21 protein-coding genes, 2 tRNA genes and 2 riboswitches are annotated in these 25622 nt (G+C 63.5%); of the genes, 15 read left to right on the top strand and 8 right to left on the bottom strand.

All coding sequences use genetic code 11. The features are described from left to right. Positions 1-39: 39 nt before the first annotated feature. The 5 genes from CAG00_RS00880 to CAG00_RS00860 form a co-directional block, all read right to left on the bottom strand. The gene (locus CAG00_RS00880; RefSeq protein WP_085663206.1) at positions 40-1155 is read right to left on the bottom strand and encodes a glycosyltransferase 61 family protein; all 1116 of its coding nucleotides are present in this window, start codon (positions 1153-1155) and stop codon (positions 40-42) included. 33 nt (positions 1156-1188) lie between these two features. After that, entirely contained in the window at positions 1189-2331 is a 1143-nt protein-coding gene (locus tag CAG00_RS00875) for a hypothetical protein (protein ID WP_085663205.1), read from the bottom strand. A gap of 356 nt (positions 2332-2687) precedes the next feature. Then, positions 2688-4058, bottom strand: a complete 1371-nt coding sequence (locus CAG00_RS00870; protein ID WP_085663204.1) for an oligosaccharide flippase family protein — start codon at positions 4056-4058, stop codon at positions 2688-2690. A gap of 168 nt (positions 4059-4226) precedes the next feature. Next, positions 4227-4303 (bottom strand) — tRNA-Val (locus CAG00_RS00865). Positions 4304-4505: 202 nt separating this feature from the next. After that, a tRNA-Val gene (locus tag CAG00_RS00860) sits at positions 4506-4582 on the bottom strand. A 203-nt stretch (positions 4583-4785) separates the two neighbouring features. On the opposite strand from CAG00_RS00860, the gene CAG00_RS00855 reads away from it, so the two are divergent. Continuing rightward, positions 4786-6069 (top strand): FAD-binding oxidoreductase, encoded by a 1284-nt coding sequence (locus CAG00_RS00855; protein ID WP_025338521.1) that lies wholly within the window; start codon positions 4786-4788, stop codon positions 6067-6069. Positions 6070-6189: 120 nt separating this feature from the next. Here CAG00_RS00855 and CAG00_RS00850 read toward each other — a convergent pair whose 3' ends face one another. After that, positions 6190-6924, bottom strand: a complete 735-nt coding sequence (locus CAG00_RS00850) for a peptidase C39 family protein (protein WP_085619087.1) — start codon at positions 6922-6924, stop codon at positions 6190-6192. A 165-nt stretch (positions 6925-7089) separates the two neighbouring features. On the opposite strand from CAG00_RS00850, the gene CAG00_RS28740 reads away from it, so the two are divergent. Beyond that, positions 7090-7266, top strand: coding sequence for a hypothetical protein (locus CAG00_RS28740; protein ID WP_176240841.1), 177 nt, complete (start codon positions 7090-7092; stop codon positions 7264-7266). 132 nt (positions 7267-7398) lie between these two features. Here the strand turns inward: CAG00_RS28740 and CAG00_RS00845 are convergent, their stop codons facing one another. Both CAG00_RS00845 and CAG00_RS00840 read right to left on the bottom strand, forming a co-directional pair. Next, positions 7399-8151 (bottom strand): TerC family protein, encoded by a 753-nt coding sequence (locus tag CAG00_RS00845; RefSeq protein WP_085663203.1) that lies wholly within the window; start codon positions 8149-8151, stop codon positions 7399-7401. Between the two features lie 29 nt (positions 8152-8180). After that, positions 8181-8420 carry a hypothetical protein gene (locus tag CAG00_RS00840; protein ID WP_085663444.1) on the bottom strand — a complete coding sequence of 80 codons (240 nt, stop codon included), beginning with the start codon at positions 8418-8420 and terminating at the stop codon, positions 8181-8183. Positions 8421-8554: 134 nt separating this feature from the next. Between CAG00_RS00840 and nhaR the strand changes: the two genes are divergently transcribed. From nhaR to CAG00_RS00775, 13 genes are all read left to right on the top strand, one after another. Continuing rightward, positions 8555-9448, top strand: a complete 894-nt coding sequence (gene nhaR, locus CAG00_RS00835) for a transcriptional activator NhaR (protein WP_085663202.1) — start codon at positions 8555-8557, stop codon at positions 9446-9448. 35 nt (positions 9449-9483) lie between these two features. Next, positions 9484-9692, top strand: a riboswitch (cobalamin riboswitch). Positions 9693-9800: 108 nt separating this feature from the next. Then, on the top strand, positions 9801-11927 hold the full coding sequence (locus CAG00_RS00830) for a TonB-dependent siderophore receptor (RefSeq protein WP_085663201.1): 2127 nt from the start codon (positions 9801-9803) through the stop codon (positions 11925-11927). Between the two features lie 203 nt (positions 11928-12130). Continuing rightward, on the top strand, positions 12131-13297 hold the full coding sequence (locus tag CAG00_RS00825) for a DUF1624 domain-containing protein (RefSeq protein WP_085663200.1): 1167 nt from the start codon (positions 12131-12133) through the stop codon (positions 13295-13297). Positions 13298-13325: 28 nt separating this feature from the next. Continuing rightward, a riboswitch (cobalamin riboswitch) is annotated at positions 13326-13524 on the top strand. A gap of 110 nt (positions 13525-13634) precedes the next feature. Then, positions 13635-14645, top strand: coding sequence for an ABC transporter substrate-binding protein (locus tag CAG00_RS00820; protein ID WP_085663199.1), 1011 nt, complete (start codon positions 13635-13637; stop codon positions 14643-14645). Continuing rightward, entirely contained in the window at positions 14645-15661 is a 1017-nt protein-coding gene (locus CAG00_RS00815; RefSeq protein WP_085663198.1) for an iron ABC transporter permease, read from the top strand. Before CAG00_RS00820 ends, CAG00_RS00815 begins: the two co-directional genes overlap by 1 nt. Further along, on the top strand, positions 15658-16446 hold the full coding sequence (locus CAG00_RS00810; protein WP_085663197.1) for an ABC transporter ATP-binding protein: 789 nt from the start codon (positions 15658-15660) through the stop codon (positions 16444-16446). Before CAG00_RS00815 ends, CAG00_RS00810 begins: the two co-directional genes overlap by 4 nt. A gap of 16 nt (positions 16447-16462) precedes the next feature. After that, a complete protein-coding gene (locus tag CAG00_RS00805) occupies positions 16463-17803 on the top strand; it encodes an OprD family porin (RefSeq protein ID WP_085663196.1) in 1341 nt (446 codons plus the stop codon). A 208-nt stretch (positions 17804-18011) separates the two neighbouring features. Continuing rightward, complete coding sequence (locus CAG00_RS00800) at positions 18012-18491, top strand: hypothetical protein (RefSeq protein WP_085663195.1); 480 nt, start codon at positions 18012-18014, stop codon at positions 18489-18491. 78 nt (positions 18492-18569) lie between these two features. Further along, a complete protein-coding gene (locus tag CAG00_RS00795) occupies positions 18570-20141 on the top strand; it encodes a sensor domain-containing diguanylate cyclase (RefSeq protein WP_085663194.1) in 1572 nt (523 codons plus the stop codon). 264 nt (positions 20142-20405) lie between these two features. Next, positions 20406-21182 carry a ParA family protein gene (locus CAG00_RS00790; protein ID WP_085663193.1) on the top strand — a complete coding sequence of 259 codons (777 nt, stop codon included), beginning with the start codon at positions 20406-20408 and terminating at the stop codon, positions 21180-21182. A 135-nt stretch (positions 21183-21317) separates the two neighbouring features. Then, the gene (locus CAG00_RS00785) at positions 21318-21728 is read left to right on the top strand and encodes a DUF2946 family protein (protein ID WP_085592246.1); all 411 of its coding nucleotides are present in this window, start codon (positions 21318-21320) and stop codon (positions 21726-21728) included. A gap of 70 nt (positions 21729-21798) precedes the next feature. Continuing rightward, complete coding sequence (locus CAG00_RS00780) at positions 21799-23949, top strand: TonB-dependent siderophore receptor (protein ID WP_085663192.1); 2151 nt, start codon at positions 21799-21801, stop codon at positions 23947-23949. Between the two features lie 330 nt (positions 23950-24279). Beyond that, positions 24280-25617, top strand: a complete 1338-nt coding sequence (locus CAG00_RS00775) for an MFS transporter (RefSeq protein WP_085663191.1) — start codon at positions 24280-24282, stop codon at positions 25615-25617. Positions 25618-25622 lie beyond the last annotated feature (5 nt).

The following is a 25622-nucleotide window of genomic DNA, read 5'->3' as shown; positions in this document are numbered from 1 at the left end:
GGCCATGCACCTCAGGCAGTCATGGCATGCCATGCCTCGTCATGACGGCAGTAGATCCAAGGTCCGTTCGAGCTCATCGAGGTCGATGCGGAAGCCACTGCCATCGGGTATTCCGACCACAAAGCCGAAATGCTGTTGATCGCGATCAGTCAGGTACTTGTAGAAGCAGACAAAGCGATCAGGTGGCTGCAGCGTCAGCACCGAAGCGCCGGGCGACAGCACATTCATACCGTGGATGAGCTGGCTGCCTTCGACGCCCACCACTACCCTCGCCCCGGCACAGGTTTCCACGATGGTTGCCAGGTCGCACTTCAAAGGGGCAAGGATGCGAAAGCCGCGATGTTTTTGCAGATGTTCGGCGATCTCCAGTTCGTTGTGCAGCAGGCGCGGATCCCCATCACCGCCCCGCAAGATGAAAACCCCCGGGTGAGACTGGTAATTTACCCGCGACAACAACTTTTGGCCCATGGCGCGGTATCGCTCGGACTGGTTTGTGTTGTGGCTGAAGTCATCGAACAGCACCAACTCTCGAAAAAAGGCCGTGTGCAGCCGAAGCGGATGCATGCCAAGCCATTCTTCGTACTGCGCAGCCTGGGAAAAAAGGGGGAACCTGCGCGAGGGTGCCGTGGTGACCGGCACGCCTTCGTTACGGGCCAAAGCATATGTGACGCAATCCTCGGCCAGCCACGTTCCAAACCAGCGGTTGCCGTAACGTGAACAATAAGCGGCCCCACGCTCGACCTCTTGCTCCACGACGATTCGCGGCAACCCGTTGGGCCGGTCAGACAGCCAGAAGCTGGCATTGTTTTTGTAGAGTGCGCCATCGATCAGAACGACGTCCTTGATCAGATAGCCCCTGGTAGGGGCCTGTGCGACGCTGCCCAGCCCCTCCATGGTCCGCCGCGGATGCTCGAAAGGAAAGAAACGTTTCGCTTCCCAGCCGGTCACTCGCTCCAACTGATTCGGCAGAAAGAAAGCGGGAGGCGCTGGGGTGACCTCGACCGGGGCGATATCCCAGGTCCTGACCGCAAGGTTCTTCAGGTTCTCCGACGGCTTTCGTACCAGCCGCTTTCTTGCGAGGTACTTGTATGCGGCCAAGCTCCAGCTTTTATGGTCGGATCCCTTCGTGTCTACATCCGAAATGTCGTTCATCATGCAGCGCTCTCATTGAAAGGCTTTCTTTCACGCTCAGTTGCACACTACTTTTTCCAGAATGGGAGGGGACTGGAAGTGAGCATATCGATCACGCAAGTTCTCCAGCAGCAGTTCGCCAGGCGCTTTCGCACAGTAAATGTATATCTTGAATAATCCACCGAAGACCATTTCACGATAGCGGTCGACAACTTCGTCGTCACTTGGCCCATCCGGCAAACCCAGATGCAGTGTGAGCCTGCTGTTCTCGACGGCAAATAACGGGAATTCCCAGAGAAACTTGGCGATGCCGGTCTTCGGCAGCCGAACGAACATATAAGCCTGGTTGCCCAAGGTATCCACATCACCGCCGCGCCGGCGCTTCCATTTCAAAAGCCCATCGTCAGGACGTGCCAGACATTGGCCGATATCGTAATAATCGAAACCCTGCTCGATGGCCCATTCCAGGGCCATGAAGGTAGTGATCGAGTTGACCTCGCGCAGTCGTTTTGGGTCGTTGAAGACGGCCTCCGGGTAGCCAAAGCGAAGCGTGCTCCAATAGCGCTTGCCGGCCCGGGTTATTACACAACCGAAATGACAGGCTACAACCTCGTCGCCTTTCATCACGAGGTCGAGCCGGCCAACGGTCTTGGCGATGCGCAACACATCCTGGGAATCGAACTGTTTGGCATACAGGCCATGCCGCGCCTGGGCATAAGGCTGCAACATTTCCCGGTCGGCCTTGCCAATCTCCTCGTCCGTCAGCACCTGCTGCATGCGGTACAGTGGCCGACACTTGCGGATGTTGCGGCGCAGTTCACCGTCGTAGCGGGCGATGATCTCTTCCAGCGGACGCCCCAGGGGGATGATGGCACTCAGGTAATGGGGCACGTACAGGGCACCTGCACTGGGCATCTCGCTGATCAACACCCTATGGGACGCGGCGCCAGGCTGTTGCGTGCCATCACCGGATTTGGTGTCGGCCTCGGGTTTACCGCCGATGAGCAGCTTGGCCATTTCCTTGCGGCTCTTTCGACCCACATACAAGACTTCGTAGTCGTTACTTGCCTGCAGCCGAAACCTGGTAATTTCCCAGCGCCACAAACACGCGCGCCCCATTATATCCTGGGCCCAAGTCAAGAACTTTCTTATTTCGAAGCGCATCGACGGCGTTATGAGCTTTCGTATGTGCTTTCTCATTTCATGCCCTTGGAGCTCATCCAGTTAACAGGTAATAAGCGCTGTCAAATAAACAGCCAATAAACCTTGGCACTTAAACGCCTCAGGCTGCCAGATACCAAAAGATTAAAGATCTGCGAAAAAGATCTGTCAAGACACGCTTAATCATTGATTATTCAATGATTAGCCAGTGAAAACTGTATGTTTTATGGCGCCATTTTTTCTACTTGTGGATATGGCGAAAGATAACAACAGCATACCTGACCATGCGGTCTCAGAGGCCGGCTGATGCAGCCTTCCCTCCCAGGCGCTGGAACCTTTCGCGGCCCCTGTGTCTACCGACCACACGCCCAACTGCCTGCGCCTTCACGACGCAATCAGGTGAACAGGCTGGTTATCATTTCACCGAAAAAGACGCCGATCAGCAGGGCAGGAAGGACTACAACCTCGCGCTTCAGGTCCAGCAGTCCCAGTTTGCGGTTGACAGGAAAAATCAGGAAAAGCGTGAAGAAGGTATGCAGCGCCACACCCCAGATGGCATAGCTCACGCCACCGATGGCCATGAGGACCGGCAGCAGGATAAACAGCGAAACGACCCGGATGATGTTGTCCATCGCCACGTATTTGGTCAGCCCCAGGGCCAACCAGAGCTGGTGTGCCAGCGTGAAGCGCAAGGTGAAAAGAGAGAGCGAGAGAATGGCCATGGTATTGCCGGCGCCGACATAACGGTCGTCGTACAGCCAACTGATCAACAGCGGGCTGGCAGTCAGCAAAAAACCGCAAGCGAACAGCGAGGTCAGGTCGAACAGCACCCTGGAACGGTAGTAAAGGCTGCGCACCCGCTCTTTGTCGCCACTTCTCGTTGCCTCACTGAAGGCCGGCAAGGCGACTGCCCCCGCCAGCCGCAGCAGGACCGACTGAATGGCCCCGAGGATGGCGACAGCGATGGAATAGACCCCTAGCTCCGCGACCGACATGCTTCCGCCGAACCAGATCCGGTCACCCTGCATCGCCAGCACCCCTACGGAGGACGACAACAAGATCCAGCGCCCGTAATCGAACACCTCGCGCAGCGCGGCGGGGTCCCATCGCAGGCGGTTGCGCGGCCCCTGGAAGACCAGGTGACTGAGTACGGTGAAAACCAGTGTGCTCAGCAGCCCCGCCGCCACCAATGACCAGATGGAGCGGGTGAGATAGCCTGCCACGAGCATCACGATCAAACCGACAAACTGTGCAATCAGTTCGGCGATCACCACCTTCTTCTGCTGGAAGACACGGATGGCCACATCGACCTTGGGCGACTGGAAGCCATAGATGATCGCGGCGAACCCAGACAAAGCCAGCACCATCGGTAGCTCTGGAGCGGCGTAGGTGGAATGGGCCGGCCACAGTTCGATGTACTGCGTGAATTTTGCCCCCAGGGCCAATAGCAACGTCAGAAGGAACAGCACAAACCCACGGATGACTTGCACCGTCCACACGGTATCGAGAAACAGCGGTTCGTCGCCGCGCGAGCTCTGAATGACGTTCGGCCGCAGCCCAACATCGGAAAGCAGTTGCAGCACCACTGAAACAGTGGTTGCAATGGCCATCACGCCGAACATTTCCGGCACGAGCAAGCGGGTGATCACCAGATTGCCGCCCAGTCGCATGACCTGGGAAGCAAAGACAGCGAGAAGGTTCAACGCACTGGCCAACATGGCCCGTTTGCGCAGGCTCAACGGAAGCGACACATCAATCGAAGGCATAGCCGCATCTCTGACCCCATCGCTAGAGACTCACTATAGTCGCAATTCGCTATGCGGCCTTCCGACGAGACTGTAGCGCGTGAAATCGCCCTCCGTTGGGCACGACAAAAACAAAAGGGCGACCCCTTGGGGTCGCCCTTTTGATGCCCGGTAGCCGGGACTTTCGTTTGGTAGGCACAATTGGACTCGAACCAACGACCCCCACCATGTCAAGGTGGTGCTCTAACCAACTGAGCTATGTGCCTGTCGTGTGGTGCGCATATTAGTGACCGAATGCGTACCTGTAAAGCGTTTTTTTGAGAAAAATCAAAAACTTTCGAGTTTTCTACACATGGGGCCGCCTTGCCGAAGCACGGCATTGGTCGGATGGGCTGCGCACCAGCCCCTGGCCGCATAAAATCACAATGAAAAAAGGGGTGACCCTTTCGGATCACCCCTTCTTCGATTTGGTAGGCACAATTGGACTCGAACCAACGACCCCCACCATGTCAAGGTGGTGCTCTAACCAACTGAGCTATGTGCCTGTCGTGTGGTGCGCATTCTACCCATTCCAAAAACCATGTCAATACTTTTTTTCGCGCTAACCTACTGAATCTTAAACTCTTTATAGAAAGGCGCGCTGACGAGGACCGAGTAAAGGATTTTCAACGGACGACTAGCGGGTGTTTATTATTATTGATAGCATCGGTACATTCGTTAAAAATATAAAACACGAGGTTCCTGCAGCATGGCTAACACCCCCTACCCCCAGTCCTACTACGCCGCCTCGGCCAACCCGGTGCCGCCACGTCCGGCGCTGCAGGGTGAGGTGGAAACCGATGTGTGCATCATCGGCGCCGGCTACACCGGCCTGTCCAGCGCCCTGTTCCTGCTGGAGAACGGCTTCAAGGTGAGCATCGTCGAAGCGGCCAAGGTCGGCTTCGGCGCATCGGGCCGCAACGGTGGCCAGATCGTCAACAGCTACAGCCGCGACATCGACGTCATCGAACGCACCGTCGGCCCCAAGCAGGCCCAGCTGCTGGGCCAGATGGCCTTCGAAGGCGGGCGCATCATTCGTGAGCGCGTGGCCAAGTACAACATCCAGTGCGACCTGAAGGACGGTGGCGTGTTCGCTGCCCTCACCAGCAAGCAGATGGGCCACCTGGAGTCGCAAAAGCGCCTGTGGGAACGCTTCGGCCACAACCAGCTGGAGCTGATGGACCAGAAGCGCATCCGCGAAGTGGTCGCCTGCGACAACTATGTGGGCGGCATGCTGGACATGAGCGGCGGCCACATCCACCCGCTGAACCTGGCCCTGGGCGAAGCCGCCGCGGTCGAGTCGCTGGGCGGCATCATCTATGAACAAACCCCGGCCGTACGCATCGAGCGTGGCGCCAACCCGGTGGTGCATACCCCGCAGGGCAAGGTCCGCGCCAAGTTCATCATCGTCGCCGGCAACGCCTACCTGGGCAACCTGGTGCCGGAACTGGCCAGCAAATCCATGCCATGCGGCACCCAGGTGATCACCACCGAGCCGCTGGGCGACGAACTGGCGCGCACCCTGCTGCCGCAGGACTACTGCGTCGAGGACTGCAACTACCTGCTCGACTACTACCGCCTGACCAGCGACAAGCGCCTGATCTTCGGTGGTGGCGTGGTGTACGGCGCGCGCGACCCGGCCAACATCGAGGCGATCATCCGTCCGAAGATGCTCAAGGCCTTCCCGCAGCTGCAGAACGTGAAGATCGACTACGCCTGGACCGGCAACTTCCTGCTGACCCTGTCGCGCCTGCCGCAGGTTGGCCGTATCGGCGACAACATCTACTACTCCCAGGGCTGCTCGGGTCACGGCGTGACCTATACCCACCTGGCGGGCAAGGTGCTGGCCGAGGCCATGCGCGGCCAGGCCGAGCGCTTCGACGCCTTCGCCGGCCTGCCGCACTATCCGTTCCCGGGTGGCCAGATGCTGCGCGTGCCGTTCAGCGCCATTGGTGCCTGGTACTACAGCCTGCGCGATCGCCTGGGCTTCTGATGTAGGCAGGGCTGGCCTCTTCGCGGCTAAACCCGCTCCCACAGGGATATCACTGGACCTGAGGGCAGCGGGTTTCCTGTGGGAGCGGGTTCACCCGCGAAAGGGCCGGTACAGACAAAGCTATTTGTTCAGGCTACTCACAGCCTGCTTCGCCGCAATCTCCTGCCCCGCCCGCGCCAGTTCATCCGCAGCCTGCAACCAGCGCTGGCGGTCCACCTGGGCCGGCAGTTGCCGCGGTGGCTGCACCAGCACCGCCCAGCTCCCAAGCTTCGCCCACGCCGAGGCAAAGTCATCGAACGCCATCAGCTGCCGCCGGTGCATGCCTGAACGCAACAGCACCCGCTGCTTGTAGCGGTCGTAGCCGATCAGCACGGCATAGCGTGGCTCGCTCCACCAGGCCGAACCATCCTCGTAACGCAGCAGCACCGGGTTGCCCGCCGCCACCTGGGTCAACAGCGCGTCCAGCTGCTTGTCCAGCGGATACACCACCATGCCGTAGTCGCGCGCCACCCGGGGGATGCTGGTGTCCAGCGCCTCGGCGCCCTGGGGCAGGTTCAGCGGCTTGTCCAGCAGCCCCGGCGTGATCGGAGCCCCCTGTTGCGACAGCACCGCCGCCAATGCCATGGCCCCGCTGTGGTTGGCGTTGCCACGGTAGAACGGCACGCTGCTGATCTCGACCCGCTGCGGCAGGCCCTTGAGGTTGGCGGAGGGTGCGCTGGCACAACCGGCCAGGCTGGCCGCTACCAGGCAGGCCGCCAGCAGCCGACGAGGGATGGTCTTGAAGGAAGGTTGCTGCATGGACACTCGCTTGCTCCAACGCCGGGCAGGCAGCGCCCGGCTCTGGCCACCGATCATAGGTCGGACAGCGGCGCGGGTATAGTCCGACACCGGTTAGGAGCAAATCGGACCAAGCAATAGACCTTTGGTCAATGGAACGTCACAGGCGAGAGACTAGACTAAAGCAGTGTCTGGAAGGCCAGCGTCGGCGACCGAGCGCGGCCCGTAGAGATGGAGGCACAGATGAGCCTGACCATGGCAATCCTCATGCTGGTGGGCATGTGGCTGAGCGTTGCAGCCGCCATGCTATGGGGTGTACTGCGTATCGTGCGGCGTCACTCCCACCACCACCTGCCACCGCAGGCCCCCGCCAAGCCACAGCCTGTGCGCCGGACGCGGCGGCATGCCGGGGTGCACTGATTCAGAGCTTTCGGAGGCCCATTCGCGGGTGAACCCGCTCCCACAAGGCCCTCCACTGCCTTCAGAAGTGGCGGGGACCTGTGGGAGCGGGTTCACCCGCGAATGGGGCGCAAGCGCCCCGCTTTTCTTGCATCAAACTTCAGCCGCTTCGCGCTTCAACCGCGCCCGACGGGCCAGGATGTTGAGGATCTCGATCGCCGTCGAGAAGGCCATGGCCGCGTACACATAACCCTTCGGTACATGGGCGCCGAAACCTTCGGCGATCAGCGTCATGCCGATCATGATCAGGAAGCCCAGGGCCAGCATCACCACGGTCGGGTTGTCGTTGATGAAGTTGGCCAACGGGTCGGCGGCCACCATCATGACGATCACGGCAGTGATAACGGCAATGATCATGATCGGCAGGTGCTCGGTCATGCCCACGGCGGTGATGATGCTGTCGACCGAGAAGACGATGTCCAGCAACAGGATCTGGAAGATCGCCGCGGCAAAGCCCAGGGTAACCGTCGACGACACCTTGGCTTCTTCCTTGGCCCCGTGCGGGTCGACGTTCTCATGGATTTCCTTGGTCGCCTTCCACAGCAGGAACAGGCCACCGGCAATCAGGATCACGTCCTTCCAGGAGAAGGCATTGCCGAACACTTCGAACACCGGGTCGGTCAGCTGGACGATCCAGGCCACCGTGCTGAGCAAGGCCAGGCGCATGACCAAGGCCATGCTGATACCGATACGGCGCGCCTTGGAGCGGTACTCCACCGGCAGCTTGTTGGTCAGGATGGAGATGAAGATCAGGTTGTCGATGCCCAACACGACTTCCATGGCTACCAGCGTAGCCAGGGCAACCCAGGCGGTAGGGCTAGCGACGAGTTCCAGCAAGTATTCCATTGTTCAAATCCTGCAGCAGCGGTTGGGGGTCAGATTTCCTGGGTGTCTTCTTTCTTGTCGGCGTCCTTGGGCTTTTGCCCTTCGCTGCCGATGGCCTCGCTCAACGCCTGCTGGGCGGCCTTGTTGGTGTCGTCGATGGCCTGCTTGGCCGACTGTGCGGCCTGGTCGAGCATCTGCTGGGCGGATTTCTCGGCCTGCTCGCAACCGGCCAGGGTGAACAGGGCCAAGGCCAGCACCAGCGGCGTGCCGATGGATTTTAGTTGCAGCATGGGTTCCTCGCTTTTCATGTTCCGGCGGCGCACACGGCGCCTGATGGAGTCGCATTCTAAAGAGCGCAACACATCCGGAAAATTCGTATTTTCAGCGGTTATACTTCGGTTTTTACGAATCCGGAACGATACCGATGCTCAACTATCGGCAGTTGCACTACTTCTGGGCCGTTGCCAAGACCGGCAGCATCGCCCGCGCCAGCGAACAGTTGAACCTGACCCCGCAAACCATCAGCGGTCAGATCAGCCTGTTTGAGCAGACCTATGGCCTGGAGCTGTTCCAGCGCGTGGGGCGCCAGCTGGAACTGACCGAAACAGGGCGCCAGACGCTGATCTATGCCGAGCAGATGTTCCAGCTGGGTAACGAGCTGGAGGCCATGCTGCGGGCCGGCCCGCAGGAGCAGATCCTGTTCCGCGTGGGTGTGGCTGATGTGGTGCCCAAGTCCATCGTCTACCGCCTGCTGGCACCGACCATGGAGCTGGACGACATGCTGCGTATCAACTGCCGCGAAGACAAGCTCGAACGGCTGCTGGCCGACCTGGCGATCCAGCGCCTGGACCTGGTGATTTCCGACAGCCCCATGCCCAGCCACCTGGACATCAAGGGTTATAGCCAGAAACTGGGCGAGTGTGGGTTGAGCTTCTTCGCCACCCCGGCGCTGGCACAACGCCTGGAAGGCCCCTTCCCCGCCTGCCTGCAGGATGCGCCATTGCTTATCCCCGGGCAGGAAACCGTGGTACGCAGCCGCCTGCTGCGCTGGCTGGGTGAGCAGCAGGTGCAGCCACGGATCGTGGGCGAGTTCGATGACAGTGCCTTGATGCAGGCGTTCGGGCAGTCGGGCAGCGGCATCTTCGTTGCGCCCAGCGTGATCGCCGAGGAAGTGTGCCGCCAGTACGGCGTGGAGCTGATCGGGCAGACCGAGGCGGTGCACGAGTCGTTCTATGCCATTTCGGTAGAGCGCAAGGTCAAGCACCCGGGGATCGTGGCGATTACCGAGGGGGCGCGACGAGAGTTGTTTCATTGGTAGCAGGCAGATTTGACGCCTCCCGCGTTTCAATGGTCATATGCCCGCCAGTTTCAGGTGCCCTGCGCCGCCGCGCGCAGGGTGAAACGGGAAGCCGGTGCGTCGTGTTGCCCACGACAAGTCCGGCGCTGCCCCCGCAACGGTAAGCGAGCGAACCCTTCGAGATACCACTGTGCACATGCATGGGAAGGTGAAGGTTTCATGCCCCTCGCAAGCCCGGAGACCGGCCTGGAGCTTCACTTGGCAACCCGCGGTGGGCGGGCGCAGGCCGGTATCCGCGCGCGCGCCTGCGTGCACGGTGCGCCTTTGCGTGTTTTCCACCGGGATCCATTCATTCCTGCAGTAGTGGAACGACATGTCCCGTATCTTCAAGCTTCACCCCCTGGCGGCCTGCCTGGCCGTATCCCTGCCGGCCCTGGCCGATGACCTCGACCGACAGCCACTGGCCCTGCCCTCCACGGCCATCACCGACACCCAAGGCAGCCACGCCATCGACCTGGCCACCCCGACCCAGGCGGGCTCGCGCCTGGGCCTCAGCGCCCTGGAGACACCGGCCAGCACCAGCAGCATCAGCGCCGAGCAGATCCAGCAGCGCAGCAACCTCACCGTACAGGACGCGGTGACCCGCTCACCGGGCATCAGCTACATCGGCTCCCCGGGCGACGGCGGCACGGGCCTGTCCGCCCGCGGCTTTACCGGGCACAACTCGGTGATGACCTTGTTCGACGGCGCACGCCTGTACACCGGTGCCGGCACCCAGACGTTCCCGGTCGACCCATGGATGGTCGAGTGCATCGATGTGATTCGCGGCCCGGCCTCGGTGCTGTATGGCGAAGGGGCCACCGGTGCGGTGGTCAACGTGATCCCGAAAAAGCCGTTTGCCGGCGAGATACGCAACCACCTGCGCCTGGGCTACGGTTCGTGGGACCGCCAGCAGCTCGGCCTGGACAGCGGCGGCAGCCTCGGCGAGCGCCTGAGCTACCGCCTGGCCCTGAACCAGCAAACCGGTAACGGCTGGGTCGACCGCACCCCGTCACGCAGCCTGGCGCTGAGCGCCGCGCTGCGCTTCGATGCCAGCGACGACCTCAGCTTCACCCTCGCCCACGACCGCGGCGATGCGCAGCCTGCCAACTACTACGGCACCCCGCTGATCGACGGCCACTACCGCAGCAGCCTGCGCAAGAAGAACTACAACGTGCAGGACGATGTGCAGCACTACGTCGATGAATGGACCCGCCTGAACACCGACTGGACGTTGAACGACCACCTCAGCGCCAGCAACCAGCTGTACTACATCAAGAGCCGCCGTCACTGGCGCAATGCCGAGGAGTACAGCTGGGATGCCGGGCGCCAGCAGCTGCTGCGCGGCAGCTACCTGCAGATCAAGCACAACCAGGAACAGTTCGGCGATCGCCAGGCCTTCACCCTCGACCACACGCTGTTCGGCCTGGCCAGCAAGACCGTGGTCGGCGCCGAGTACAACAAAGTCCGCTTCAACGTCGACAGCAACGCGCCCTACAACGATGTGGGCGGTGACTACGTCGACCCTTGGCAGCCACAACCGGGTTGGTTCCACAGCGCCTCGCCGCTGCGCCCGCAAACCCTGTCCACCACCCACACCTTTGCCCTGTTCGCCGAAAACCGCCTGCAGTTGAGCGATCGCCTGTCCCTGGTCACCGGCGTGCGCCGCGACCAGAACCACATCGTCCAGGAGAAACTGACCACCGACAGCCGCAGCGACCGCAGCCTGCAAGGGGGCAACTGGCGTGCCGGGCTGGTGTTTGCGGTCAGCGACGACCTGTCGCTGTATGGCCAGTACTCCACCAGCGAGGACGGGGTCGACAACCTCATCAGCCTCAGCGCCAACCAGATGCACTACGACCTGACCGAGGCCAGGCAGACCGAGGTGGGCCTGAAGCAGCGCTTCTGGGAGGGGCGTGGCGAATGGACATTGGCGGCGTACCACATCGTCAAGAAGAAGCTGCTGGTGGATGACCCGTTCACCCACGAGAAGCAGCAGGCTGGCCAGCAGACGTCCGACGGCCTGGAGGCAACCCTGGAACTGGCGCTTGCGCATCAGTGGCAGGTGTCGGCCAACGCGGCGATCGTGCGCGCCAGGTATGACGACTTCGACGAAATGGTCGGCGGCGTGGCGCAGGACCGTGCGGGCAATCGCCCGGCCAATGTCCCGCGGCGTACCGCCAACCTGTGGCTGAGCAAAGGCTTCGGCCAGCGGCTGGAGGCCGGCATTGGCGCGCGCTATGTGGACGAACGATATGCCAATACCGCCAACACCCAGAGCGCCCCCGGCTACACCGTGGTCGATGCCGACATCGGCTGGCAGGTGTTGCCGGATGTGCGGCTGGGGTTGCAGTTGAACAACCTGTTCGACCGTGAGTATGTGCAGTCGGCGTTCAGTGGCCAGCAGTGGCTGATGGGGATGCCACGGTCGTACTTTGCGACGGTGGATTACAGCTTCTGATCTGAACTGCCTGCACCGGCCTCTTCGCGGGTAAACCCGCTCCCACAGGGATAACACAGAATTCGAATACGGTGAGGTACCTGTGGGAGCGGGTTTACCCGCGAAGAGGCCGGCACAGGTAGCACAAAAACATCTACCGCCCCGTCACACTTTAGTTATAAGATAACGTTTCAGTTGACATCCATTCCTATCAGCGACCTCCCATGACAAGCGCCAGCGCCACTCCCACCCTGGTCACCCAGCGCCTGCAGAGCATCGATGCCCTGCGCGGCCTGGTGATCCTGTTCATGCTCCTGGACCATGTCCGCGAAACCTTCTTCCTGCACCGCCAGGTCAGCGACCCGATGGCTATCGATACCACCGAGCCTTCGCTGTTCTTCAGCCGTACCCTGGCCCACCTGTGCGCGCCGGTGTTCGTCATGCTGACCGGCCTGTCGGCCTGGCTGTACGGCGAGAAACACCAGGGCCGCGGCGATGTCTCGGCGTTCCTGTTCAAGCGCGGGCTGTTCCTGGTGGTGCTGGAATTCACCCTGGTCAACTTCGCCTGGACCTTCCAGCTGCCGCCCAGCGTCATCTACCTGCAGGTGATCTGGGCCATCGGCGTGAGCATGATCGCCCTGTCGCTGCTGGTCTGGCTGCCACGTGCCGCCCTGATCACCCTGGGCGCAATCATCATCGCCGGCCACAACCTGCTCGATGGCCTGCACTTTGGCGCCGAATCCGCCCTGCATGTGCCATGGGCGATCCTGCATGACCGGGGTTGGCTGGAGTTCTCCGAAAACCTGCGCCTGCGCACCTCCTACCCGGTGCTGCCGTGGATCGGTGTCATTGCCCTGGGCTACGGCCTGGGCCCGTGGTTCGCCCGTGGCAGCGAGGCCGGTCAACGCCAGCATCGCCTGCTGCTGGCCGGGCTGATCGCGCTGCTGGGCTTTGTCGTGTTGCGCCTGGTCAACGGCTACGGCGAGGCGCCGTGGAGCGCTTACCCAACCGTCACGCAAACCCTGATGAGCTTCTTCAACATCACCAAGTACCCGCCGTCGCTGCTGTTCCTGGCCCTGACCCTGGGCTGTGGCCTGCTGTTGCTGCGCGCCTTCGAACGCGCCGGCCAGGCCCGCTGGATCAGTGCCCTGGCGGTGTTCGGCGCAGCACCGATGTTCTTCTACCTGCTGCACCTGTATGTGCTGAAGCTGCTGTACCTGGCCAGCGTGGCGCTGTTCGGCCGCAACCACGGCGACTACTTCGGCTTCGACGGCATCGCCGCGGTGTGGCTGGGGGCAGTGCTGCTGGCGGTTTCGCTGTACCTGCCGGTGCGCTGGTTCGCTCGCCTGAAGGCGCGACGGCGCGACATCACCTGGCTGAAGTACTTCTGAAAAGCGTTTTCACCCGGCGGCACGATGGTCTACCATGCCGGCCGCCGGTTTCCACCACGGAATCAATAGGGAATCCCAGGCCCGCCAATTCGGGCCAAACGGAACTGCCCCCGCAACTGTAGGTGCCGAGCCTGCTCCATCGATGCCACTGGGCCACGAACCCGGGAAGGCCGGAGCCAGGCCATGACGCACCAGTCAGGAGACCTGCCGGCCTACATTCACCAACCGGCGGGGTGTCCGGGATTGGCCATCAGTGTTGCCCCTGCCGCCAGCGGGGGCTCGGCGATGCCTGTCCGTGCGTTCCTCACCCGAACTGTCCGATAGGAGATCGCCCAGCATGCTGCCCCGTTTTGCCACCCTGCTCGCCAGCCTCGGCCTCACCGGCCTGGCCCAGGCTGCTGCCACCCATTACCCGCTGACGGTCGACAACTGCGGCAAGCCGCAAACCTTCGCCCAGGCGCCGCAACGCACGGTCACCATTGGCCAGGCCAGTACCGAGATGCTCTACGCGCTGGGGCTGGGCGACAAACTGGCGGCCACCTCGCTGTGGTTCAACAACGTGCTGCCCGAGTACCAGGTGCAGAACGCCAAGGTGCCGCGCCTGGCCGACAACGAGCCCAGCTTCGAGGCGGTAGTGGGCAAGCGCCCGCAACTGGTGACGGTGCAGTTCGAATGGATGGTCGGTGCCCAGGGCGTGGTCGGCACCCGCGAGCAGTTCGATGAACTGGGCATCCCCACCTACCTGCTGCCGTCGGACTGCGAAGGCAAGGACAACCTGGTGGGCGCCGATGGCACCCGCCTGCAGGCGTTCCAGGTCGACTCCATCTACAAGAGCGTCAGCCAGCTGGCGGCAATCTTCGACGTGCAGGACCGTGGCACGGCCCTGAATGCCGAACTCAAAGGCCGATTGGACAGTGCCAAGGCGCAACTGGCCGACAAGGACCTAGCCGCTACCTCGGCGCTGTTCTGGTTCTCCAGCGCCGACCTGCACATCGACCCCTACGTGGCAGGCCGCCAGGGGGTCGCCGACTTCATGCTGCGCACCCTTGGCGTGCGCAACGTGGTCGAGTCCAGCGAAGAATGGCCGACCGTAGGCTGGGAAACCCTGGCCAAGGCCAACCCCACCTGGCTGATCATTGCCCGCATGGACCGCCGCCGCTACCCCGCCGACGACTACCAGAAGAAGCTGGCATTCCTGCGTAGCGACCCGGTAACGCGCAACATGGACGCGGTGAAGCACGATCGCATCATCATCCTCGACGCCGATGCCATGCAGGCCGGCATTCGCTTGTTCACCGGCCTGCAGACGCTGGCCGCCGCCTTCGCCAGCGGCAAAGCAGCCCAGTGATGATGCGCCTGTTACCCTGCATCGCCGTTGCCCTGGCCGCCCTGTTGGCGGCCCTGCTGGCCGGCACCGCCATCGGCGAAACCAACCTGTCGCCCAGCGTGGTCGGCCAGGTGCTGGCCAACCACCTGTGGCAGGCCGGCTACCCGGTCGACCCGATCGACGCCGGCATCGTCTGGAACTACCGCCTGCCCCGCACCCTGGTCGCTGCAGCCTGCGGCGCAGGCCTGGCCACCTGCGGCGTGATCCTCCAGGCACTGTTGCGCAACCCGTTGGCCGAACCTTACCTGCTGGGGCTGTCTGCCGGCGCCTCGACCGGTGCGGTGCTGGTGGGCCTGCTGGGCTTCGGCAGCCTGGCGCTGAGCATGTCCGGCGGCGCCTTCATCGGCGCCCTGGCAGCGTTCGCCCTGGTACTGGTGCTGGCCAGGGCAGCCGGCCCCAGCAGCAACAATGCCCAGGTGATCCTTGCCGGGATCGCCGGCTCGCAACTGTTCAACGCCCTTACCGCCTTCCTCATCACCATGTCGGCCACCGCCGAGCAGGCGCGCGGCATCCTGTTCTGGCTTTTGGGCAACCTCAGTGGCGTGCGTTGGCCTTCGGTGTGGCTGGCCGTGCCAGTTGTACTGTTCGGGCTGTTGGTGTGCCTGTGGCATCGCCGTGCCTTGGATGCCTTCACCTTCGGCGCCGACTCGGCGGCATCGCTGGGCATCCCGGTGCGGCGTACCCAGTTGCTGCTGATCAGCTGCGCGGCGCTGGTGACCGCCGTGATGGTGTCCATCGTCGGTGCCATCGGTTTTGTCGGGCTGGTGATCCCCCATGCCCTGCGCCTGCTGCTCGGCCCCGGGCACAGCCGCCTGCTGCCCGCCAGCGCACTGGGCGGGGCACTGTTCCTGATTGCCGCCGACATTCTGTCGCGCACCTTGATCCCGGGCCAGGTGATCCCCGTTGGCGTGGTCACCGCGCTGCTCGGCGCACCGGTCTTCGCGCTGATCCTGGTCAGCCGCCGGGGGCGCCCATGACGGTCATGACGGCGGTACAGCTGGCCCCCTTGAGTTGCCAGAACCTGGGGCTGCAACTGGCCGGCAATACCGTGCTCAGTGATATCGAACTACGTGTTGTCGCCGGTGAAACCCTGGGCATCGTCGGCCCCAACGGCTCCGGCAAATCCTCGCTGCTGAAGGTGCTGGCCGGGCTGCGCAAGCCAGGCAGCGGCAGCGTGCAACTGCTGGGCGAACCGCTGGCACGGTTGCCCCGACGCCGTGTCGCCCAGGCCTTGGCGCTGGTCGAACAGCAGGCCGACACCCTCGATGCGATCAGCGTGTTCGATGCCGTTGCCCTGGGCCGCACCCCCTGGCTGTCGGCGCTGGCGCCGTTCTCCAGGGAGGACCGTACGATCGTCGAGCAGGCCCTGGCCGACCTCGACGCCCTGCACCTGCGCACACGCCTGTGGGGGTCGTTGTCCGGTGGCGAGCGCCAGCGCGTGCACATCGCCCGTGCCCTGGCACAGCGGCCACAGGTGCTGCTGCTGGACGAGCCGACCAACCACCTGGATATCCAGCACCAGCTGAGCCTGTTGCAACAGGTGCAGGCCCTGCCGGTGACCACCCTGGTGGCCTTGCACGACCTCAACCAGGCGCTCACCTGCGACCGCGTCGCGGTGCTCGACAAGGGCCGCCTGGTCGCCCTCGGCAAACCGCTCGAGGTGCTTACACCCGAGCGCCTGCTGAACACCTTCGGCGTGCACGCCCATTACCTCATCGACCCCTTCGACGGCGCGCACATCCTGCGTTTTCGCGCCCCCTGAACAGGAAGTTCTGCCCATGCCGCGCCCTGCCGTTTTGCTGCTCGCCAGCGCCCTGCTCGCGCCCCCTGCGCTGGCCGACTCCGCCCAGTCGCAAAGCAACGGTTTTGTCGAGGATGGCCGCTGGAACCTGCTCAACCGCAGCGTATTCGACCAGCGCGACTACAAGCATGGCGGGCGCAACAGTGCCGGGCGCAACGCCTACAAGCCGCGCGATGAACGTAGCGGCAAGGCCGAGGAATGGGCCTATGGCCTGATGGGCACCTTCCGGTCCGGTTTTACCCAGGGGCTGATCGGTGTCGGGGTCGACGCCCACGCCTACCTGGGCGTGCAACTCGACAGCGGCGGCGGGCGCGTGGGCAAGGCACGCTTGCTCGGAGTGGATAACGAGGGGCACCCGAAGAACGAATACAGCCGTGCCGGCGCGGCACTGAAACTGCGCATGTCCGATACCGTGCTGTCCTACGGTGAGCAACGGGTCAAGACCCCGGTGTTCAGTTCCTCCGACAGCCGCCTGCTACCCGAGACCGCGACCGGGTTCTTCCTTGACAGCACCGAGTTCGACCACCTCAGGCTGGTGGCCGGGCACTTCAACGAAAACGCCGACCGCAATGCTTCCAGCCACGACCAGGGCTTCGTGGTGAACTACTCCAATGGCCGCCAGGGCAACAGCTTCGATTTGGCCGGCGTGGTGTGGAACCCCGGCGCCGCCTTCAGCGGCAGCCTGTACACCTCACGCTACCAGGACAGCTGGAACCAGCATTACCTGGGCAGCACCCTCAGCCATGCCCTGGATGAGCGACGCAGTCTCACCCTCGAGCTCAACCTGTACCGCACCACCGATACCGGCAAAGCGCTGTCCGGGCACATCGACAACACCACCTGGAGCCTGGTCTCGCGTTACGACCACGGGCCGCACGGTTTCAGCCTGGGCTGGCAGCAGGTGGACGGCAACACGCCATTCGACTACGTGACGCGAGGGGCGATCTTCATTGCCAACGCGGTGCAGATGTCGGACTTCAACGCGCCGAACGAGAAATCGTGGCAGGCGCGCTATGACCTGAACATGGGCGCCTACGGCGCACCGGGGTTGAACCTGACCGCGTTGTACGTGCGCGGGTTCGATATCGACGGCAGCCATGTCGACCCTGCGGGCGGGTATGCGTACCTGGGGTATGGCAAGGGGGGCAAGCATTGGGAGCGCGACCTGGAGGCACGGTATGTGGTGCAGAGCGGCAAGGCCAAGGGCACCGCGTTTTCGCTGCGGCATAACGTGCATCGGGGCAATACGGCGCAGGCGGAGCTGGATGGGGACCAGATACGGTTGGCGGTGGAATGGCCGTTGGGGGGTGGGTTCTGATGCTCCGCGTTGCCTGAATGGGGCTGCTTTGCAGCCCATCGCGACACAAGGCCGCTCCTACAGGGGATTCGCGCAAAGATCCGGCCAGGCGCGCTCCCTGTAGGAGCGGCCTTGTGTCGCGATGGGCCGCTCAGCGGCCCCCAAAATCCATCAGGCAACCACAACTGCCGTATAATCGGCAACACTCACTGCCCAACCAGGCCACGCCATGCCTCGCCTCCAGAAGTTGCTGCTGCCCCTGCTGCTGACTGCAGCCCTCACCGCCTGCGACCAGAAACCCTCCCGTGAAGAACAGATCCTGGCCCAGTTGCCGCTGCAGGATGCCTACACGCACAACATCGAGCGCATGGCCGCGCTGCTCGGCCGCACGCACCCGCAGCTGCCGCAGGCGACCATCCAGGGCGTGCTGCGCAAGCACCTGACCGTCGAGGACCAGCGCCAGGACCTGTTCCGCCTGTACAGCGAAAAGAACTTCAGCGATGCCGAATTCGCCACCATCGTCGAGGCCACTCAGGACCCGGCCAAGGCCCGCGCCCTGGAAGACACCGAGGCCGGCAAGCGCCTGAGCGAGAAGCTCACCGCCCTGATGCGCGAATCGGCCCGCGACGCGAAAGTGCAGGCCCTGGCCGAGCAGCGCATGCAACAGGTGGAAGACGAACTGGACGCGCTGGAAAAGGCAGGCTCCTGAACGCGGTTCCCCACTGCGCTCATAAGGCGTAAGGTTGTTCCCATTTCGTAGCTGTTTTTCGATCACCCGAGGTCAGGATTGCCACACGCCAAGCACGGACTGCGCCCGGATCTACGCACACTCATTCTGGTGCTTTGCGCCCTTACCGCCGTGGTCATGCTGTGCGCCAGCTACTTCGCCAGCTACCGGGTGCAACGCCAACTGCTGATCGACCATGCCCTGGAAGCCAACCGGGTGTATGCGATGAAGCTGGCAAGCATCACCGAGACCTTTATCGACAACGCCTTGCAGCAGCTGTCGTTCAGTGCTGGCGTGCAAGGCCGCCAGCTGGGTGACGCCGTCGCCCTGCAGTCGGAGACCGAGCGTGTCCTGAGCCAGAGCATGGCCTTCAATTCCACCTTCGTGATCGATGCCAACGGGGTGCTGCTGGCGATTTCCCCCGCCCCCTTGCGGCACCTGGTCGGCAGCCACATGCATTCGCCCGGTGTCCAGGAGGCGCTGCAGGCGCGCCGCCCATTGGTGTCGACGCCCTACATATCGGCGGCCAACAACCTGGTGGTGGCGCTGTCGCAACCCATTTTCGACAGCAATGGCCGCTACCTGGGGTATGTCGGCGGCAGCCTGTACCTGCGTGAACGCAACATCCTCAACAGCCTGCTGGGGGAGCATTTCTACAAGGATGGTTCCTACCTGTACGTGGTCGACCGCAACCGCCGTCTGCTGTATCACCCCGACAGCCAGCGCGTGGGGACGGTGGTTGAAGGCAATGAATTGATCGATCAGCTGGCGAGCCTGGGCAATGGTACCCGGCAACTGACCAACAGCCTCGGCGTGGAAATGCTCGCCGGATACGCCACCGTGCCCAGCGCTGGTTGGGGCGTGGTGGCGCAGCAGCCGCTGACCCAGACAGTGACGCCGCTTAGCCACCTGATCCTCAACGTGGTCGGCACCTCCGCACCATTGGCGCTGGTGGGCAGCGTGCTGCTGTGGTGGCTGGCCATGACCATCGCCCGGCCGCTGTGGCAGCTGGCCGCCGGCGCCCGCTCGATGGACCGGGCCGGCACTGCCGAGCGCCTGCATCGGGTACCGGCCTGGTACTTCGAGGCGGCCGAGCTGAAGCGCGCGCTGCTGTTTGGGCTGAACCTGCTGCATGAACGCATCGGCCGGCTCAACCGCGACGCCCAGACCGACCCGCTGACCGGCCTGGGCAACCGCCGCAGCCTGGAGTTCAACCTGTCGTTGCTGGAAGCCGAGGGCCGGGCATTTGCGGCCATCGTTCTGGATGTCGACCATTTCAAGCGGGTAAACGACCGCCACGGGCACGAGGTGGGTGACCAGGTACTGCGCCGGCTGGCGGAACTGATGCGCCGCTGTTGCCGCGAGGGTGACCTGCTGTGCCGCACCGGCGGCGAGGAGTTCCTGATGCTGCTGCCGGGGGCCGGCGTGGACGTTGCGGCAGTGGTGGCCGAGCGGCTGCGGGTGACGGTGCAGGATACGCCGGTGGAGCCGGTGGGGGCGGTGACCGTGTCGCTTGGGGTGGCGCGTTGGGATGGCGAGGCCGAGAGCGAACCGGGGGATGCGTTGAGCGAGGCTGACCGGGCGCTTTACCGGGCCAAGCAGGAGGGGCGCAATCGGGTGGTTGTTGCCTGAACGCCCTTGTTTGCCTGTTCCGGCCTCTTCGCGGGTAAACCCGCTCCCACAGGTACCCCGCTGCCCTCAAGGGCGGTGCATAACCTGTGGGAGCGGGTTCACCCGCGAAAGGGCCGGAACAGACACTACACAGCTCAAGGCAAACCTATTGCCACATGAAGAAATGAACTTGGCAGGTTGTAACATTCCTTGTCATAAAACTGTCTTGTTCCAGTCATAGGATTGACCCCAACCTGACATTTTCATTTCATGGATGAGCGTCTAATGCGTCGTGTGGTTTTCAATCAGAAAGGTGGCGTCGGAAAGTCCAGCATCGCCTGCAACCTTGCCGCCGCCAGTGCCGCCGAAGGCTACCGGACCTTGCTGGTCGACCTCGACCCGCAGGCCAATGCCACCTACTACCTGACCGGCCTGGTCAATGACGCCATTCCTTCCGGCATCGCCGATTTCTTCCGCCAGACCTTGTCGCCAGTCACCGCTGCCGGCAAGAAGCACCGGGTGGCGATCACCGAAACCCGCTACAGCAACCTGCACCTGGTGACCGCCAGCCCCGACCTCAGCGACCTGCAAGGCAAGCTGGAGAGCAAGTTCAAGATCAACAAGCTGCGCAAGCTGCTGGTGGAACTGGGCGAGGACTACGAGCGGATCTACATCGACACCCCGCCGGCGCTCAACTTCTATACCTTCAGCGCGCTGGTGGCGGCCGAGCGGCTGTTGATCCCGTTCGACTGCGACAGCTTTTCGCGCCAGGCCCTGCACTGCGTCATGGCCGAGGTCGAAGAACTGCGCCAGGACCACAACCCGGCGTTGCAGGTGGAAGGTGTGGTGGTCAACCAGTTCGCCGGGCGCACCGCGCTGCACCAGACCCTGATCGAGCAATTGCGCGGTGAAGGCATGCCGGTGCTGCCGGTGTACCTGAGCAGTTCGATCAAGATGCGTGAATCGCACCAGGCCTCGGTGCCGCTGGTGCACCTGGCGCCGCGGCATAAACTGGCGCTGGAGTTTGTTGATTTGCTGGATGTACTGGAGCGTGCGGCCTGACAGAACCCTGGGGGCGCTTTGCGCCCCTTTCGCGACGCAAGGCCGCTCCTACAAGGGATCTCGTCAAATTGCAGCCCCAAAATATCAAGCCCGAAGCACTACCCGACCGTTCATCCGGATGGTAGATTCGCCGCCATGAAAACCACCCGGCATACCCGCACGCTGACCGCCTGGACGCTCTACGCCAGTGTCCTGTTCAGCCTGGTTCTGTGCGGCCTGCACCATGGCCAGATGGGTGGCCTGCGCCTGGCCGGCCTGGAAGGCGGTTTCTGCTCGATCAACAGCGAACACGGCGTTGCCATCGACCTGGATGGCGCTGGCGGCGACCAGCACATGGCCCAGCTCGACTGCCCGGTGTGCTCCTCGTTCGGCCTGGCCGTGCCGCTCAGCAGCAGCGGCTGGTCGTTCACCCCGGCGCAAGCCGTGGCCACCTCGCCCATCGTGGTGCGCAGCTGGGCGCAACCGCCGCCGCGCTATCAACGCCCCGCCCTCAACCCCCGCGCCTCCCCCGTCGCTTTCCCCGCAGCCGTACTTCATTTCGCCTGACCTCAACCGGGCGCGCCTGACTGCGCGCGCTCGCGGTCAGCCATGACCTTTGCGTGGAAGACACACCAACATGCTTCGCAAAACCTCCCTGGTGCTCCTCATGGGCACCTGCAACCTTGCCTGGGCGGATGCTGCCCCGGTGGAACTGAGCGCCACCACCATCGACGGTGAACGCGACGCCGCCAGCGGCGTGCAACTGGACGAGCCGATCCGCACCGGTTCGCGCCTGGGCCTCACCGCGCGGGAAACGCCGGCCTCGGTCAGTGTCTCGGACCGCCGCCTGATCGAGGAGCGCGGCGCCAAGGACAGCCAGGACGTGATCAACGCCATGACCGGCGTCAATGCCTCGGCCAACCCCGGCTTTGGCGGCTTCGTCGCCTACCGCGGCTTCACCCAGAACCAGGTTACCCAGTTGTACAACGGCATCAACCTGGGCTACAGCAGCGCCACCCGGCCAGTGGATGCCTGGGTGCTCGACCGCGTCGAACTGATCGGCGGGCCATCGTCGTTCCTGCATGGTGCAGGCGCGGTGGGCGGCTCGATCAACTACATCACCAAGCTGGCCAGCCGCGATCAGCAGACCATCGACGGCCGTATCCGCCATGGCAGCTTCGACGACAGCGAAGTGGCGTTCGGCATCAACCAGGCACTGGCCAGCAACCCCGCCGATGCCCGCCATTTCGTGCGCCTGGACTTCAGCCGCGGGCAGGGCAACGGCTACATCGACCGCAACGAACGGCACACCGACAGCCTGGCCTTCTCGTTGCTGAGCGACCTCACGCCCAACCTCACCCACACCCTGGCCCTGGAGTACCAGGAAGACCGCGAAGACAGCCCTTACTGGGGCTCGCCGATCCTGCCCGGGCGCAGCACGATGAAGATCGACAACAGCCGCCGCTTCGAAAACTACAACGTCGGCGACGGGCGCTACGAGCAGCGGGTACGCTGGCTACGCTCGATCCTCGACTACCAGCTCAGCGACAGCACCAGCGTGCAGAACACGCTGTACCACTACAACGCCCAGCGCGATTACCGCAACCTCGAACGCTACAGCTACACCAGCGATGGCAAGGTACAGCGCAGCAGCCCTTACCTGCAGCGCCACGACCAGAACCTGCTGGGCGACCGCATCGAGCTGCGCCACGACAACCAGCTGTTCGGCCTGGCCAGCCAGTGGTCGCTGGGGCTGGAGTACTCGCGCATGCACCAGACCCTCTACCCCACGTCGAGCAGCTGGAGCGATGTGGTCGATGCCGAGCACTTCGACCCCGGCAGCTTCGACGACATCCCCGGGGTGAATGCCGGCCTGACCAAGCAACGCCGCCACGAGGTGACCAACCGCGCGGTGTTTGCCGAAAACCGCCTGCAACTCACCGAACGCCTGGCCCTGCTGACCGCCCTGCGCTACGACTACCTGGACATGCAGGTGACCAACTACGGCGCGGTAACGCCAACCTCGCCGGCGTTCTTCGAACGGCGCTGGGAACCGCTTTCCGGGCGTATCGGCCTGACCTACGCGCTGACCCCGTCCGCCAGCGTCTATGCGCAGTACAGTACCTCTGCCGACTTGCCGGCCGGCTCGCTGGCGGCAGCGACCTATTCCAACGTCGGGCTGTTCGACCTGTCCAAGGGCGAGCAGTGGGAGGTGGGCAGCAAGTTCGACTTTCTCGACGGGCGCGGCGCAGCCACGCTGGCGCTGTACCAGATCGTGCGCAAGGACTTTGCCGTGCGCGACTCCAACGACGCCAACCTCACGGTCCAGGCCGGGCAGCAGACCTCACGCGGTGTCGAGTTGTCCGGGCGCCTGCAGGTGACGCCGAAGCTGCTGGCCGAAGCCAACTATGCCTATGTCGATGCGCAGTACGACGCGTTCAACGAGGCGGTCAACGGCGTGTCGGTATCGCGCAAGGGCAACGCACCGGTGAACGTACCGGCCAACGTCGCCAACCTGTGGCTGACCTACAGCCTGACCCCGGCGTGGTCGGTGGGGGCAGACGGGCGCTACGTGGGCTCGGTGTATGCCGACAACGCCAACAGCCTCAAGGCCCCGGCGTACACCCTGTTCGGCGCGTTCGCCCGCTACCGGCTGGATGAACACACCACGCTCACCGGGCGAGTACGCAACCTGACCGACGAGGTGTATGCCAAGCAGGCCTACAACAGCCAGTACTACATGGGGCCGCCGCGCACCTTCGAGCTGGCGCTGGATATGCGCTTCTGAACCCATGGCCTGTCTTGCATGAACATCCCGGGCCTGCATTGGCTCTTGTGGGAGCGGCCTTGCGTCGCGAAAGGGTCGCAGAGCGGCCCCGGCGATGTCAGTGGCGAAGCTGCAATCGAGGGGCTGCTGCGCAGCCCTTTCGCGACACAAGGCCGCTCCTACAGTGGACCGCGTCAAGCGAACAGCTCGCGGTTGATTCAGGTATCCCGAGGTCGCCCTCGACAAAGCGCGTTCCAGCGCCCGGCTATCTACTGGCAAGCACAACAATGATGGCGCGGCCCGACCGCGCCACTTTCATCATGCCTGCCAATGGAACCGGAGAGCACTCGCATGCCCGCACCTCACGAGGTATCCCCCGCCACCCTGCGCCGGGTGATCGCCGCCTCGGCCATCGGCAATTTCGTCGAATGGTTCGACTTCGCCGTCTACGGCTTTCTCGCTACCCTGATCGCCAGCCAGTTCTTCGCCAGCGAAGACGCCAGCGTGGCCTTGCTCAAGACCTTTGCGGTATTCGCCGTGGCGTTCGCCCTGCGCCCGCTGGGCGGCATCGTGTTCGGCGCGCTGGGTGACCGCCTGGGGCGCAAGCGCATCCTTTCGCTGACCATCCTGCTGATGGCCGGCTCCACGACCCTCATCGGCCTGCTGCCGACCTACGCCAGCATCGGCCTGGCAGCCCCCGCGCTGCTGACCCTGGCGCGCTGCCTGCAGGGCTTTTCCGCCGGTGGCGAGTATGCCGGGGCCTGCGCCTACCTGATGGAGCATGCGCCCAACGACAAGCGCGCCTTCTATGGCAGCTTCGTACCGGTGTCGACCTTTTCCGCCTTTGCCTGCGCGGCAGTGATCGCCTATGGCCTGGAAGCCAGCCTGTCGGCCGAGGCGATGAATGCCTGGGGCTGGCGCATCCCGTTCTTGATCGCCGCGCCGCTGGGGCTGGTCGGCCTGTACCTGCGCTGGCGCATGGAAGAAACCCCGGCGTTCCGCGAAGCCATCGCCCAGGGCAAGGAGCATGAACATTCGCCGCTCAAGGAAACCCTGCGCAACCATGGCCGGGCGATCCGCAACCTGGGGGCCTTCATCTCGCTGACCGCGCTGTCGTTCTACATGTTCACCACCTACTTCGCCACCTACCTGCAACTGGTCGGCAACCTGACCCGCGCGCAATCGCTGCTGGTAACCACCGTGGCCCTGCTGTTCGCCGCGGTCGGCTGCCCGCTGGCCGGGGCGTTCTCGGACCGCGTCGGGCGGCGCAAGACCATCGGCTTTACCTGCCTGTGGGTGATGCTGTGCGTGTTCCCGGCGTACTGGCTGGCCAGTTCCGGCTCGATGTCCGGTGCGCTGCTGGGGGTGATCCTGCTGGCGGTGGGGGCGTTGTGCAGTGGTGTGGTCACGGCGGCATTGCTGTCGGAAAGCTTCCCTACCCGCACCCGCTATACCGCTTCGGCAATTACCTACAACGTGGCCTATACACTGTTTGGCGGTACCGCACCGCTGGTGGCGACCTGGCTGATCGGGCAGACCGGCAGCAGCCTGGCACCGGCGTTCTACCTGGTGGTGATTGCACTGGTGGCGTTGGTGGGTGGGTTGGCGTTGCCGGAGACTTCGCGGATTTCGTTGCATGATGAGGCTGGGGGCGACGGTGCAAGGACTGGGGCTCGTCGTACTGTTTGAGAATT

It is taken from the genome of Pseudomonas sp. B5(2017), from assembly GCF_002112825.1.
Lineage (GTDB): Bacteria > Pseudomonadota > Gammaproteobacteria > Pseudomonadales > Pseudomonadaceae > Aquipseudomonas > Aquipseudomonas putida_Z.
The sequence above is the reverse complement of the archived record's forward strand: the minus strand, read 5'-3'. Positions and strand labels throughout refer to the sequence as shown.